A 14,534-nucleotide genomic window follows, 5' to 3' on the forward strand; every position below is an offset into this window, starting at 1 on the left:
GAAAAGTGGGAACCGGTTTTCTCGGACAAACGGGAACCGTTTTGTCAAAAGGTCATGCTCTACAACGAGTTAGAGCGGATGCGTTTCCGTGCCAGACGGCGCGAAGACGGTTCAGCCGTGCGATGGCCCGCCTTCGATGATGGCGTCGCGGATCTCCTTGTCCGACATCCCGGTGATGATGCGTTCGACCTCGGCCACGCTGGTCTTCTTCGGGTCGATGTCGTCGGCCACCACCTTGCCCCGGCGCATGACGACGATGCGGTCAACCACCTGGAAGACATGGTGGATGTTGTGGGCGATGAAGATGCAGGAATGCCCGGAATCGCGCGCGTTGCGCACGAAGCTCAGCACGCCTTGCGTCTCGGCGACGCCGAGATTGTTGGTCGGCTCGTCGAGGATGATCAGGTCGCTGTCGAAGTGCATGGCGCGCGCGATGGCGACGGCCTGCCGCTCGCCGCCGGACAGGGAGCCGATCGGCGTCGTTGGCGGGATGTTCTTGGAGATGCCGACCTGTTTCAACAGGTCGCGGGCGACATTGTTCATCGCCTCCTGGTCCATGCGGTTCAAAAAACGCGGCGGCTTGATCGGCTCGCGGCCGAGGAACAGGTTGCGCGCGATCGACAGCTGCGTCACCAGTGCCGAATCCTGGTAGATCGTCTCGATGCCGTGCGCGATGGCGTCGCTGGTGCTGCGCAGATTGACCTTCTTGCCGCGGATGAAAATGTCGCCGCTGGTCAGCGGCACCGCCCCCGACAACACCTTGATCAGCGTCGATTTGCCGGCGCCATTGTCGCCGAGCAGGCCGACGATCTCCCTTTCGTTGACATGAAAATTGGCGTCTTCGAGCGCCTGCACGCGCCCGTAGGACTTTTTGATGTTGGACATGCGGATGAGCGGTTCAGCCATGGTTCTAGGTCCCTGCCTGATGCCGGCGTTCCAGCCATGAGTGCAGCGCCATCATGCCGAGGATGATGGCGCCGATGAAGATGTTGTAGGCCAGCCCGGGCACGCCGATCAGAACGATGCCGTTGCGCATGACGCGCAGGATGAGGATGCCGAGCACGGTGCCGATGATGGTGCCGCGCCCACCGGTCAGCGCCGTGCCGCCGATCACCACCATGGCGATGACTTCGAGCTCGTAGCCGGTGCCGCTGTTGGGGTTGGCGGCCGACGTGCGCAGCGACGAGATGACGCCGGCAAGCGAAGCCATCACCGACGACAGCACGAACAGGCCGATCTTGACGCCGCTGACGTTGACGCCGCGCGCCCTTGCGGCGCCTGGATTGCCGCCGGCTGCCTGGATCCAGTTGCCGGTCCGGCTTTGCGTCAGCACGTAGCCCAGTGCGATGGCCGCCGCGATGAACCAGAAGAGCGACATGTAGATGCGGAACGGGCCGATGAAGAAATCACCGACCAGCGCTTCGGCCAGCCAGCTGCCCTCGGCGCTCCACGTCCGCTGCGGAAAGCCGTCAGTGACGAACAGCGCGGTGCCGCGCACCACCAGCAGCATGCCGAGCGTCACCAGGAAGGATGGGATTTTCAGCTGCGTGACGAACCAGCCATTGACCAGGCCGATGAAGGCCGCGATCAGCAGCGCGGCGAGGAAGCCGACCTCCAGCGAGGTCAGGCCGCTGTTGAACAGCGTCCACATCAGCACCGGCGAAAAGCCGAACAGCGAGCCGACCGACAGATCGAATTCACCCGACGTCATCAACAGCGTCATCGCCAGCGCGATCAGCCCGAGCTCGACGGTGAAGGCCAGCGTGTTGGAGATGTTCTGCGGCGACAGGAAATCGTGGTTGATGCTCCAGAACACCGCGATTTCGACGATGAGCAGAACGAAGGGCCCGAATTCCGGCCTCGCGATCAGGCGTTGGATGAGCGAACGGTTTTCCACTGATAACCTGCGACAGGAAGGGGAAGGCTGAGCCCAGCGCGCAACGCGAAGGGCTCGGCTAAAAGACAGTCGCGACCGCGGCTGCGGCCGCGACTGTTGAACGTCTGGGTTATTTACCGGACAGGATGTCGTCGTAGATCTGCGCGGTGTCCTTTTCATAGAGCGCGCCGGTGATGACGTTGAAGCCCGGGGGAATGCCTGACGCCGCCATGTTGGCCAGCGACAGAGCGACATAGCTGGTCGCCTGCGGGTCCTGCCACTGGCCGGCATTGACGTAGCCGGTCAGCACTTCCTGGGTGGTGTCGAGCGAGTTGCCCCAGCCGACGACCGGGATTTCGCCCGGCTTGATGCCGGCCTGGTCGAACACCCGCTTGATCGAGCCGGTGACCAGATCGCCGAGGCCGATGATTGCCTTGACCTTGGCCTTGTTGGCGGTGAGATAGTCGACCATGCGGTTGATGGCCTCGGCCTGGTCGAGGGTCGCTTCGGTGATCTCATAGGTGATCCCCAGCGGTTCGAAGACGCTCTTGATGCCTTCCTCTTCCTGGACGCCGTAGGTGGCGCCGGGGATTTCGACCGGCATCCAGACGAAGTCGCCCTTCTTCACCAGGCCCTTGTCGACCAGATATTGCGCCCAGTGCTTGCCGAAGGTGACGTTGTCGCCGCCGACATAGGCGTCGAAGCTTGCCTTAGGATCGGGCGTGTTGAAGTTGATGATCGGGATCTTGGCGGTGTTGGCTTCCTTGGCGATTTCGATCAGGCTGCCCGGATCGGGGCTGGTGGTGACGATGCCGTCGGCCTTTGCCGAGATCGCGGCACGCACGGCCTCTTGCTGCGAGGCAACGTCGCCATTGTGGAACGAGGTGTTGACGGTGTTGCCGGTGTCCTTCGCCCATTGCTTGGCACCGGCCAGGAAGTAGGTCCAGACCGGGTCGGCCGGGCCGCCATGCGAAATCCAGTAGAACGTCTTGGCCTGTGCCGCCGCCGGAATGGCCAGCGCCACAATCAAGCCAAGCACGAGTAATCGTAGCCTCGTCAGCATTTGCTTTCCTCCCATGTTGAAAAACGACCTCCACGTCCGGCGATGATCCGGGCGATGCTTGATCCTCTCCTCCTGCCAGCGCCGACCCGGATGCGCAGAGCATCTTCTTTTGCGGCCGATGGCAAGCCTCCATCCGCTCAATGGATGGTGGCGCGATGCAACGCGCCATCAGCGATCCCATCAGATCGCATCAGTTAGAGAGCAATTCCAGGAAAAGTGTGAAACGGTTTTCCGCCCGGAATTGCATCAAACCAAGAGATAGAGATATTCCCGGCAAGCAGGCGGGGCTTAAACTCAGGCGCGCGGATTTTCCTGAAAGCGCTCGGCCTGGCGGTTGCGCAGCACTTTGGCCAGCCGGTCGAGCGCGAGCGCCAGCACCATCACCGCGCCGATCACGAACGGGCTCCATGCGGCGTCGATGCCGAACAGGGTAACGCCGCTCAAGATGACCTGGACGATCAGCATGCCGATCACCGCACCGAAGACGGTGCCGCGCCCGCCGGAAAGCGAGGTGCCGCCGATGATCGCCGCGGCAATCGCCATCAGCACGAAACCGCCGCCTTGGTCGACGTCGGTAACGGGAGAGCCAAGCCACAGCGCGCCCGCCAGCCCCGAGACGATGCCCATCAGCACCAGCGTCTGCAGCCGCACAGCACCTGTCGGGATGCCGGCATAGAGCGCCGCCTGCGGATTGCTGCCGACGGCCTGGATCCGGTAGCCGAAGCGGCTGCGGTGAAGCACGAGGTGCATCACCACCGCCATTGCGACGAAGACAAAGACAGCCGTCGGCACAAGGCCGAACAGCTTGCCGTGAACGATCTCAAAGAAGTCGCCGCCTGGGCTGGCCGGAGCTGTCGCTTGCATCTTGACGGCCACCGCCGCCAGGCCCCGTAACATTGCAAAGGTGCCCAGCGTAACGACGATGGCCGGCAGTCGCAGCGCCACCACCAGCAGGCCGTTGACGAGGCCGAGCCCGGCGCCGAGCAGCACGCCGGCAAGGGCGGCAAGCCACGGGTCGATGCCGGCGGCCAGAAGGAATGCGGTGAGAAGGGCCGCGAGATGGAATATCCAGCCGACGGAAAGGTCGATCTCGCGGAGTGCGAGCACGAACACCATGCCGATCGCCAGCATGCCGGGATACGCAGCGGTTTCCAGCAACGACAGCACATTGGCCTCGTCGAGGAAATCCGGCCGGGCAAAGCCTGTAATCGCCACAAGGACAACGAGCCCGATGAGCGGCCTGAGTTCGACGGGCAGGCGAAGGCTGCGCTTCGGGTGGGCAGCCGAACCGGCAAGCTGTAGCATGGGATCCAATCGTGTCATGCCATGGCTCCCACGAGTTTCTTTTTCGGCCGCTCCGCCTCCGGCATCTCGCCGGTGGTGGTCAGTTGCAGCACTGTCCTTCGCTTCATCTCGGCGCCGGACAGCTCGCCGGCGACCCGGCCGCGGTGGAAGACAAGGACGCGGTTGCTGAGGTTGGTCAGTTCGGACGGCTCGACCGAACGCAGCAAAACGATACAGCCATTGGCTGCCATCTGCCGGATCAGCGCATAGATCTTGCGCTTGGCAGCCGCCTCGATACCGCCAGCCGGATTGTCTAGGAGCAGCACTTGCGGCGCCGTCTCCAGCCATTTGGCGATTACGATCTTCTGCTGATCGCCGGCCAGCAGCGAATTCACCGGCGCGTCCGGCAGGCCCTTGATGCCCAGCGCATCGATCTGCCTTGCGGCGGCGGCGATCGCGGCCTTGGGCGAGTAGCGGCGCGACCCCCAGTTGCGGGCGCCGGTAGCGATGTTGCCTATGTTGAAGGCCAGCGACCGGTCGGGCATCAGGCCGTTGCACAGGCGGTTGGCCGGCACCAGGCCGATGCCGCGCCGCGCCGCTTCGGTCGGATTTCCAGGCAAGCCGTAGCCGTCGGGGAGCCGCACCCTGCCGCTTTGCGCCTTGCGCAGGCCAAACAGCATCTCGAACAGGTGTTCAACGCCTGACCCCTCAAGCCCGGCCAAGCCGAGGATCTCGCCGGAGCGGGCGGTGAAGCTGACGCCGGAAATCCGGCCGCCGCTCAGACCCTCCACCGTGATCCGCGGCCTTATCGTGCTGGCATTGGCCGGCAGTGCAGGCGGGAACAGGCTGTCGCGCTGCTGGCCGATCATGGCGTCGATCACATCGGCTTCGCTCAACGCCGAGCGCTCACTTGTCAGCACGTCACGGCCGTTGCGCATCACGGTGACCTGGTCTGCGATCGCAAACACATCCTCCAGCCGGTGCGAGACATAGAGCACGCTCGTGCCCTTGGCCTTGAGGTCACTTAGTACGGTGAACAGGTGTTCGGTCTGGCGCCGGTCGAGCGCAGAATTCGGTTCATCGAGGATCAGCAGCCTCGGGCCTTCCAGAATTGCGCGGCCGAGTTCGACATATTGCCGTTCGCCCATGCCGAGTTGTCCCACAGGAGCGTGGACATTGACGTCGAGCTTGAGTTGCCGAAGCAAGGTGCGGCTGCGTGCCTCCATCTCGCGCCTGGAGACGAAGCCATTGCGCAACGGCTCGCGATTGACGAACAGATTGGCCAGCACCGAGCGGTCGGCAAACAGGCTGAGCCCCTGGTGGACGACGCCGAAGCTGTGCTTGCGTGCAGCGATCGGGCTGTCGACGGTGACGACCTGGTCGCCGACGCGGATGGTGCCGCTGTTGGGCCGGAGCACGCCGGCAAGCACCTTCACCAGCGTCGACTTGCCGGCGCCGCTTTCACCGACGACAGCATGGATCGTCCCCTGTCCGACAGACAGGTTCATATCCCTGAGCGCGACAACGCCGCCATAACGCATGGCGAGATTGCGCACCGATATCATCGGCAAACCGAGCATGCGATTCGGCCCCCACAGACCGCGCCCCGATCCTGGAGCGAATTTCCGATACAGTCACCCGGATTCCGCTAACAAACGACTTACAGGGACCGGATACGAACGTTTATCGGCTATCCGTTCGTCCCGCTGCTCCGAAATCAGATCAGGTCGGCCTTGGCGAGGTCCCGCATGAGATGGCTGGCGCCGTAGGTCCAGTGCGGGCAATCGGGCGACAGAAGCACGCGGTTCACCAGCGCGCCGAATTTCTCCGACGAGATGGTGACGATGTCGCCGATCTTGTGGGTGAATCCCTTGCCCTTCTCGCCGCGATCCTTCGACGGCACGAACATGGTGCCGAGATAAAGCGTCAAGCCATCGGGATACTGGTGGTGCGGCCCCATGGCGGCCGCGACCAGCTCTTCGGGCGAACGGCTGATCTCGGCCATCGAGCTCGCGCCCTCCAGCGAAAACCCGTCCTCGCCCTCGACCTTCAGCCGCACCGTGGCGCGCTTGACATCGTCGATGGAAAAGCTTGCGTCGAACAACCGGATGAAGGGCCCAAGCGAGGCCGAGGCATTGTTGTCCTTGGCCTTGCCGAGCAGCAGCGCCGAGCGTCCCTCGACGTCGCGCAGATTGACGTCGTTGCCGATGGTCGCGCCGACGATCTTGCCGGTGCTGGCGGCGATCATGGCGATCTCCGGCTCGGGGTTGTTCCAGGTGGAGACAGGATGCAGCCCGACATCGGCGCCGAAGCCGACGGACGCCATCGGCTGGCATTTGGTGAAGATCTCGGCGTCGGGGCCGATGCCGACTTCCAGATATTGCGACCAGGCGCCGCGCTGGATGAGCTTGGCCTTGATCTCCATCGCTTCGGGCGAGCCGGGCTTCAGCTTGGACAGATCGTGGCCGATCAGCCCGGCAATGTCGGCGCGGATGGCGTCGGCCTTTTCCGCCGAGCCGCGCGCCTGCTCCTCGATGACGCGTTCGAGCAGGCTGACCACGAAGGTCACGCCCGACGCCTTCACCGCCTGCAGGTCGACAGGCGAGAGCAGATAGGGTTTTGCCGGATCGCGGGTGGCCTGAAAACTGTTGGCGGCGATCGCGTCGAGCGAGCCGATCGGTTCGCCCTTGGCAGAGCGCACGTGTCCGGCCGGATCGGCCATCTCGCAGATGTCGCGCACTGTGGGTGCGGTGGTCGAGGTGACGTCGAAAACGATGCCGTCGCGCACGGTGACCACCAGCGGATGCGAGGCATCGCTTGCCCTGGCTCGGCCGATGAAGAGCCCGTCGGCGGGAAGCTGCGTTGGGTTCGTCATGGCTTACGGTCCTTTGATGATCGAGATGGCAGCTGGGCCGCTGCACTTTCACCGGATTCACGCCAAAGGTCTATCCCGTGGCGCAGGCAATTGTCGGTTCTGACATGAGGCCCGCTCTTTCAAAAAATGAAACTGGCACTAGAATTTTCATTTTCCGCATACTCCAGGTGAAGCCTTGCCCGCACCGTTTTCCGTTCCGATCTGGCAGAAGCCGCAGACCGCATCCGCCTTCCAGTTGCTCGTCACTGCGCCGGTCGACGTTGCCATCGTCGGCGGCGGCTTCATGGGCCTGTCGACCGCCTTGCACGCAGCCCGGCTCGGTCTCGGTGTACAGGTGCTGGAGGCTGGCGAGATCGGCCAGGGCGCCTCGGGCCTCAATGGCGGCCAGGTCATTCCCGGCCTGAAATATGATCCCGAATGGCTGCTCGAGCATTTCGGCCCCGAGCGTGGCCAAGCGCTGGTCGATTTCGCCGCCTCGGCGGCGGATACGGTGTTCGATCTCATCCGCGACGAAAAGCTGGCGGTGCCGCTCACCCGCAAGGGCTGGATCCAGGCCGCGCATACCGAAACCGCATTGAAAGCGGCGGCGAACAGGGATCGTCAATGGCGGGCGCGTGGCGCCGATGTCCGGCTTCTGAATGAAAGCGAGATCGCCGATATGACCGGCGCGCAAGGCTATCTCGGCGGCTGGCTCGACCGCCGCGCCGGCATCATCGATCCGCTCGCCTATACAGTGGAACTGGCGCGCATCGCTGCCGCCGCCGGCGCCAGCATTGCCGAGCGGCAGAAGGTGGTGAAACTCCGCAAGCAAGCTGGCCTTTGGCGCGTTTCAACCGAAAACGGCGCCGAGGTGCGGGCGAAAGCGGTTGTCCTGGCGACGAACGCCTATACCGATGGACTGCTTCCGGGCCTCGCCGAAACGATCGTGCCGCTGCATTCCTTCCAGGTCGCCACCGCGCCGCTGTCATCCAACCTTGCGGCAACGATCCTGCCCGAGGGACAAGCCGTATCGGACTCGCGCCGCATCCTCGTCTATTACCGCAAGACCGTCGACGGCCGGCTGGTGCTTGGCGGCCGTGGCCGCATGGCGCTTCCCAGGAGCGAGGCCGACTGGGCGCATCTGCAGCGCGCGCTGGTGCGGCTTTATCCCGCGCTCTCCAATGTCGCCATCGAGAAACGCTGGTTCGGTCGCGTGGCGATGACGCCGGATCATCTGCCGCACATCCACGAACCTGAAAAGGGCCTGCTCGCCGTGGTCGGTTGCCAGGGCAGGGGCGTCGGCCTGATGACCGCGCTGGGAAAACGCATGGCGGGCTATTTGGCAAACGGTGAGGCAGCGCAATTGCCGTTCCCGCTGTCGCCGATCCGGCCGATTCCGTTCCACGCCTTCCGCCAGGTCGGCGTCGCCGCGACCATCGCCTGGTACCGGATGCTCGACGCCTTCGAGCGCTGATTGGGCGCCGGTCGCCTAGGCCTCGTGGATTCAGCTTGACAGTTTCACAAATATGAAAAAAGCTAAGCCGATTTCATATTTCCGTTGAGCAGTCCGATGTCGAGCATCGTTGCAACAGAAGCGCCGGCAGGGTCGTCCCGAGGCTTCCGCTTCGCCATGTTGCTGCCGGGCGGGCTGGTCACCTTGTTCCTGATCCTGTTTGCCCTTGGCCTTGTGCTCTTCCTCTCACTTCGCGGCAATGACGGTTCGCTGCTCGGCGCCGGCTTCACCGCAGGCAACTTCATCACCGTGGTCTCCGATCCGCTCTACTGGACGGTGACGCTGCGCTCGCTGGTGATCGCTGGCCTGGTGACGCTGGCAACCGTCGTCACCGCCTATCCCGTCGCCTACTATCTCGCCTTCCATGCCGGCCGCCGCCGCAGCCTGCTTTTGTTTCTGGTGACCCTGCCATTCTGGACCAGCTATCTCCTGCGCGTCTTCGCCTGGAAGATCGTGCTCGCCTACAACGGCGTCTTGAACTCGGCGCTGATCGAAAGCGGCATCTGGTCGGAGCCGACGCTGGCCTTCCTCAACACGCCGGCGGCGGTGGTCGTCACGCTGGCGCATGCCTATGCGCCCTTCGCCATCCTGCCGATCTATGTGGCGCTGGACACCATCCCGAAATCACTGCTCGAAGCCGCCTCCGATCTCGGCGCCAGACCGTTCACGGCGTTTCGCCGCGTCGTCTTGCCCAATTCGATGCCGGGCGTTCTGGCGGCCGCCCTCGTCGTCTTTGTGCCGACGGTCGGCGACTATGTCACCCCGGCCATGGTCGGCGGTCCCGCCAGCACCATGATCGGCACATTGATCCAGTCGCAGTTCGGCAAGGCCAATGACTGGCCGTTCGGGGCGGCACTTTCAGTCTGCGTGATGCTGGTCATCCTCTGCGTGGTGCTGGTCGCACGCGGCGCCGACCGCAAATTCGGCAGCCGCACATGAGCGCGGCGCGGAGAGATGATGGCCGCGGCTGGCTCGGCGTCTATGTGCTTGCCTATCTCGTCTTCCTCTATCTGCCGGTGCTGTTGATCCCGCTGTTTTCCTTCAACAACTCCATCCAGGCCGCGTTTCCGCTGCAGGGCTTCACGCTCGAATGGTATGCCACGCTCTATGGCAATCCGGCGCTGTCCGGCGCGCTTTTGAACAGTCTCGTCATTGGCGTCGTGGCCGCCGCCGGCGCCACGCTCTGCGGCATCACCGTCTCCTATATGGACCTCTACGGTCGTTCGCCGCTCGCCGCCACCATCAGCGCCATCTCCAGGCTGCCGATCCTGATCCCCGGCGTCATCGTCGGCATATCGTTGCTGATCCTCGTCAATCTCATCGGCCTCGGCCCGTCGCGCATCGCCATCGTTCTCGGCCACATACTGGTGGCGCTGCCGACCACCGTGGTGATCATGCGCAGCCGGTTTGCCGCAATTCCGAAAACCGTTCGCGAGGCCGCACTCGATCTCGGCGCTTCCGACTGGACGACCTTCCGGCGGGTGATGTTGCCGCTCTCGCTGCCGGCCATCGTCTCGGCCTTCATGCTGGCCTTTCTGATTTCCTTCGACGAGTTCATCGTCGTCTTCTTCCTCGCCGGCACCGAGCCGACGCTGCCGCTCTACATCTGGAGCCAACTGCGTTTTCCTCGCTCGCTGCCGACCGTGATGGCGCTGGGGACAGCTATCCTTGCTGTGTCCGTCATCATCGCCGGCATCGCCGAAATCCTGCGCCATCGCGGGCTGAGCACAGCCCGTCGGACGGCGCCCACCAGTCCAGCCTGAACCATAACAAAAGAGGAGAACCGAAATGGCATTCGACCCGAAATCAATTACTGGGCTGAAATCGATCACTGGCCCGAAATCGATCACTGCAAAGACAGCCCGCACCGGGCTTGCCGCGCTTGCAATCGTCCTGTCGTCGACTGTCGCCTTCGCCGCCGACAAGCTGCAATATTTCACTTGGTCCGGCTATGAACTGCCAGACTTCAACAAAAGCTTCCTGACGGCCCATCCCGATGGCGTCGAGGCCTCGATCTTCGGCGACGACGACGATGCCTTCACCAAGGTCAAGGCCGGCTTCCGCCCCGATATCGCCCATCCCTGCTACGACAAGGTGGCGCGCTGGAACAAGGAAGGCCTGCTGCAGCCGATCGATACCAAGCGCATCAAGAACTGGGATTCGATCTTCCCGGTGTTCAAGAACCTGCCCGACATCCAGGCCGGCGACGGCAAGGTCTGGATGGTGCCGTGGGATTGGGGCAACACCTCGATCCTCTACCGCACCGATCTGGTGAAGAACCCGGAAGCGAGCTGGAACCTTCTGTGGGACAAGCAATATGCCGGCCGCATGGCGACCATCGATGCCGTGCATGACACGCCGATCGTTGCAGCACTTCTGGCCGGCGTAAACCCCTTCGATATGACGCCGGAGCAGATGGACAAGGTGGCGGAAAAATTGCGCGAGCAGCGTCCGCTGCTCTCCAACTACACCACCGACATGACCTCGGTCGAACAGGCGCTGGCCAGCGGCCAGCTGGTCGCCGCCATGACCTGGAACGCGTCGGCAACCTCGCTGAAGAAGCAGGGCGTGCCGGTCGAGTTCATGAAGCCGAAGGAGGGCATGCTGACCTGGGCCTGCGGCTTCGTCATGCTCAAGGACGCCAAAAACGTCGACCTCGCCTATGACTTCATCAACAGCCGGCTCGACGCCGACTCGGGTAAGTACCTGATCCAGGCCTACGGCTATGGCAGCTCGCTGAGCACCGCCTTCGCCGGCGTGGCGAAGGACGAACTGGACAAGCTGCAATTGCCGGCGGACCCGGAGGTGATGCTGAAGACCACCATCTTCACCGGACCGATGAAGCAGAATGACGATGTGGCGAAGATGTTCGAGAAGGTGAAGGCTGGGGGGTGAGCTGAGGCTGGGGTGTCCCCTTCTCCCCTTGTGGGAGAAGGTGGATCGGCGCACAGCGCCGAGACGGATGAGGGGTGTTCCAAGGAACGCCAACGTCTCACTCCGCTGGAACACCCCTCATCCGTCGCCTTCGGCGACACCTTCTCCCACAAGGGGACAAGGGGGAGCCTATCAACCCCGCGCCGCGCCAATAAAGAGACGAGGACCCACGCATGGACATGCTTGACGACGCAACCGAGAAGCCCAAGGCCGACGCCGACATCCGCGTCGGCCGGCGCGTGCGGGCGCTGCGGCTGGAGCGCAATTTGTCGTTGGCCGAGCTTGCGGCAAAAGCCGGCGTGTCGATTGGGGCGCTGAGCCAGATCGAGCGCGGCCTGTCTTCGCTGCGCGTCAAGGTGATCTGGCCGCTGGCCGCCGCTCTCGACATCGAGCCTTCGGCGCTGATCACCGACGGCAACGAAGCCGCCAACGATCTCTATTGCGTGCGCGCCGACAAAAGGCGGCAGCTCCCGGTCAAGTCGGAAGGCATCGCCAAGGCGCTGCTGTCGCCGCCGGGCGCGGCGCTGACCGGCCTCTTGGTGACCGTGGAAGCCGATGGCGGCACGGCGGAAGCCTATGCGCATATCGGTCACGAGTTCGGCTATGTCCTGTCGGGCGAGGTCGAACTGGTGGTGGACTCGACAAAATACGTGCTGAAGAGCGGCGACTCCTTTGCCTTCAAGAGCACGCTTCTGCACGCCTTCCGCAATCCCGGCACCGAGCCTTGCCAGATCCTCTGGGTCAACACCACCAAGCCGTCCGAGGTTCGCGATGGCGCCTGATGCGCTGGTACGCCTGGACACGGTCTCGAAGGTTTTCCCCGGCGGCATTGTCGGGCTCGACGCCGTCGATCTCGACATTATCAGCGGCGAGTTCATCACCCTGCTCGGGCCCTCGGGCTGCGGCAAGACCACCAGCCTGCGCGTCATTGCCGGTTTCGAGAGCCCGTCGAGCGGCAAGGTGCTGCTCGATGGTCGCGACATCACCGCGCTCAGGCCGTTCGACCGTCCCGTCAACACCGTGTTCCAGGATTATGCGCTGTTCCCGCATATGAACGTCGCCGAGAATGTGGGCTTCGGCCTGTCGCTGCGCAAACTGTCCGGCGCCGAGCAGGCAAAGCGCGTCCGCGAAGCCCTCGACATGGTCGGCCTCGCCGACAAGCTCGGCGCCCGCGTTTCCGAACTGTCGGGTGGCCAGCGCCAGCGCGTCGCGCTCGCCCGAGCCATAGTCTGCGAGCCGCGCGTTCTGTTGCTCGATGAACCGCTGTCGGCGCTCGATGCGCATCTGCGCGAACAGATGCAGGTCGAACTGAAGCGGCTGCAGTCGCGGCTCGGCACCACCTTCGTCATGGTCACCCACGACCAGACCGAAGCGCTGTCGATCTCCGACCGCATCGTCGTCATGAACAAGGGCCGCATCGAGCAGATCGCGCCGCCGGCCACGCTCTACGACCGGCCGGCGACGAAATTCGTCGCAAGCTTCATCGGCACCATGAACCTCTTGCAATCGCGCTTCATCGGCCGCGACGGCGACCGCCTGCGCTTCGCCGCTGGCGGGCTTTCGCTGGAAGCAACATCCGAAACCGGCGACACGCCCGGCGAAGGTGCGACGCACACCATCGGCGTCCGTCCGGAGGATCTGCTGGCCACCACCGACGCCGCCGCCGGCACCACGCCGGCGCGCGTCAACTCCATCGTCTTCCACGGCCGCACGCTGCGCCTGCATGCCGAACTCGGGCAGGGGCTGCCGGTGGTGATCGATGCGCCGCGCCAGGCCGAGGGCTTTCAATTCAGCGTCGGCGACGTGGCGCATATCAGCCTGCGCCGTGGTGCCAACTGCCCTATGCTGCCGAGCTGATCCAACCCAATCCCTTCATCGACGGTTGGATTTAACCTGCTGTGAAGATCGCCAAGGTGGAATTAAGTGTGAATTGACTCGCAAAGGAACATATTCCTACTTTGCGGGATGCCCGAACTAAGCACCCGACCGCGCCGAAATGTGCAAACCCTCTGCTTGGCGCATGAAGTCGGGCAGCTAATTCGTGTTCGATGTCGGAACTGCAACATCACTCGACACTATCTGCCTGGCGATCTCGCAAAGCTGGTTGGTGATATCCCCTTTTGGGATGTGGAGCGGCACATGCGGTGCGAGCGCTGCAAAGGTCGTGAGCTCGATGCAGGCATCATTCTGCCAAGCGCTGCTGAACGCCTTAAAATTCGCGTCAGACGTCTTGTCGAAATCCGCATGGTTCGCCGGGTAATCTGGCGAGACGACGATTGAGGAGAGCCGATTTCGGGCTAAAACAGAGACCCTTGGGCCGGGGCCCGTGGTGGGAACTTGATCTGTGTGGCTGGCTTCTCAACGATCACCAACGCGTCGTTGGGCGCCGTCCGCTGCAAATGCCGTGCTTCCGACCATGGCGCCGTCAGCCAAGCCTCGGTTTCCTCCGGCGTGGTGAGGATCACGGGCATAGCCTTCTCATGGATCGGCGCAATGAGAGCATTAGGCTTGGTGGTCATGAAGGCGTATAGCTCGAAGTCGCCGGGACCGTCCTTGACCTTTCGCACGCCCTGCCAAGACGTCCAGAAACCAGCGAAGAAGAACAACGGCCGGCTCTCGCCACGGGCAAACCAGTAATTTCGCTGGATTCCTGTTTCCGGGTCTTTATCGTTCGCCGCAGGGCTGGGCTCGGCAAAGCTGGTCACCGGCACGACACATCTGTGCTCGACGCCCACATATTGCTGCCAGTGCGAATATTGCGGATTGCGAACGTTGGTGGTGCCGTAGTCGGCCTTACCTTTCATGCGCTCGGGCGGCGTTGGCAAACCCCAAAGCAGTTTCGCCAGTTCACGCTCCCCATCCGCCCTGTTGCGAACGACAAGCCCAGGTTGATTGGGATAGACATCAAGCGAAGGTTCGAGGTTGCCGCTGATATCGCGCAATGTGCGGGTCCATTGGCGGACCGCCTCTTGCGTCGTCGTGATGTTGTAGAGGTTGCACATGCACCCAG

The 14,534-nt window shown here is 63.4% G+C and carries 13 protein-coding genes; 6 read left to right on the plus strand and 7 right to left on the minus strand.

The window, feature by feature from the left end:
* Positions 1-111 precede the first annotated feature (111 nt).
* From NLY36_RS24925 to NLY36_RS24950, 6 genes are all read right to left on the minus strand, one after another.
* The gene (locus tag NLY36_RS24925; RefSeq protein WP_023668515.1) at positions 112-906 is read right to left on the minus strand and encodes an ATP-binding cassette domain-containing protein; all 795 of its coding nucleotides are present in this window, start codon (positions 904-906) and stop codon (positions 112-114) included.
* A gap of 4 nt (positions 907-910) precedes the next feature.
* Positions 911-1,897, minus strand: coding sequence for an ABC transporter permease (locus tag NLY36_RS24930; RefSeq protein WP_023668514.1), 987 nt, complete (start codon positions 1,895-1,897; stop codon positions 911-913).
* Between the two features lie 109 nt (positions 1,898-2,006).
* On the minus strand, positions 2,007-2,939 hold the full coding sequence (locus NLY36_RS24935; protein ID WP_023735603.1) for a substrate-binding domain-containing protein: 933 nt from the start codon (positions 2,937-2,939) through the stop codon (positions 2,007-2,009).
* A 294-nt stretch (positions 2,940-3,233) separates the two neighbouring features.
* Positions 3,234-4,262, minus strand: coding sequence for an ABC transporter permease (locus NLY36_RS24940; RefSeq protein WP_198020833.1), 1,029 nt, complete (start codon positions 4,260-4,262; stop codon positions 3,234-3,236).
* Entirely contained in the window at positions 4,259-5,803 is a 1,545-nt protein-coding gene (locus tag NLY36_RS24945) for a sugar ABC transporter ATP-binding protein (protein ID WP_050591496.1), read from the minus strand. Before NLY36_RS24945 ends, NLY36_RS24940 begins: the two co-directional genes overlap by 4 nt.
* A gap of 137 nt (positions 5,804-5,940) precedes the next feature.
* Entirely contained in the window at positions 5,941-7,098 is a 1,158-nt protein-coding gene (locus tag NLY36_RS24950) for a fumarylacetoacetate hydrolase family protein (RefSeq protein WP_023696601.1), read from the minus strand.
* A gap of 175 nt (positions 7,099-7,273) precedes the next feature.
* Here NLY36_RS24950 and NLY36_RS24955 point away from each other — a divergent pair, with 175 nt between their 5' ends.
* The 6 genes from NLY36_RS24955 to NLY36_RS24980 all read left to right on the plus strand — a co-directional run bounded on the left by NLY36_RS24955 (position 7,274) and on the right by NLY36_RS24980 (position 13,381).
* The gene (locus NLY36_RS24955; protein WP_023735600.1) at positions 7,274-8,551 is read left to right on the plus strand and encodes an NAD(P)/FAD-dependent oxidoreductase; all 1,278 of its coding nucleotides are present in this window, start codon (positions 7,274-7,276) and stop codon (positions 8,549-8,551) included.
* Positions 8,552-8,647: 96 nt separating this feature from the next.
* A complete protein-coding gene (locus NLY36_RS24960; RefSeq protein WP_023735599.1) occupies positions 8,648-9,529 on the plus strand; it encodes an ABC transporter permease in 882 nt (293 codons plus the stop codon).
* Positions 9,526-10,353, plus strand: a complete 828-nt coding sequence (locus NLY36_RS24965; protein WP_460221946.1) for an ABC transporter permease — start codon at positions 9,526-9,528, stop codon at positions 10,351-10,353. The genes NLY36_RS24960 and NLY36_RS24965 overlap by 4 nt, the downstream gene beginning before the upstream one ends.
* 25 nt (positions 10,354-10,378) lie before the next feature.
* Positions 10,379-11,485, plus strand: a complete 1,107-nt coding sequence (locus tag NLY36_RS24970; protein WP_023668506.1) for an ABC transporter substrate-binding protein — start codon at positions 10,379-10,381, stop codon at positions 11,483-11,485.
* A 212-nt stretch (positions 11,486-11,697) separates the two neighbouring features.
* Complete coding sequence (locus tag NLY36_RS24975; protein WP_023687089.1) at positions 11,698-12,306, plus strand: helix-turn-helix domain-containing protein; 609 nt, start codon at positions 11,698-11,700, stop codon at positions 12,304-12,306.
* Positions 12,296-13,381 carry an ABC transporter ATP-binding protein gene (locus tag NLY36_RS24980; RefSeq protein ID WP_023735598.1) on the plus strand — a complete coding sequence of 362 codons (1,086 nt, stop codon included), beginning with the start codon at positions 12,296-12,298 and terminating at the stop codon, positions 13,379-13,381. The genes NLY36_RS24975 and NLY36_RS24980 overlap by 11 nt, the downstream gene beginning before the upstream one ends.
* 440 nt (positions 13,382-13,821) lie before the next feature.
* On the opposite strand, the gene NLY36_RS24985 is transcribed toward NLY36_RS24980, so the two are convergent.
* Positions 13,822-14,526, minus strand: a complete 705-nt coding sequence (locus tag NLY36_RS24985) for an SOS response-associated peptidase (protein WP_023701482.1) — start codon at positions 14,524-14,526, stop codon at positions 13,822-13,824.
* Between the last annotated feature and the right edge of the window lie 8 nt (positions 14,527-14,534).

It is taken from the genome of Mesorhizobium sp. C399B (assembly GCF_030323185.1).
In the GTDB taxonomy this organism is placed as follows: domain Bacteria; phylum Pseudomonadota; class Alphaproteobacteria; order Rhizobiales; family Rhizobiaceae; genus Mesorhizobium.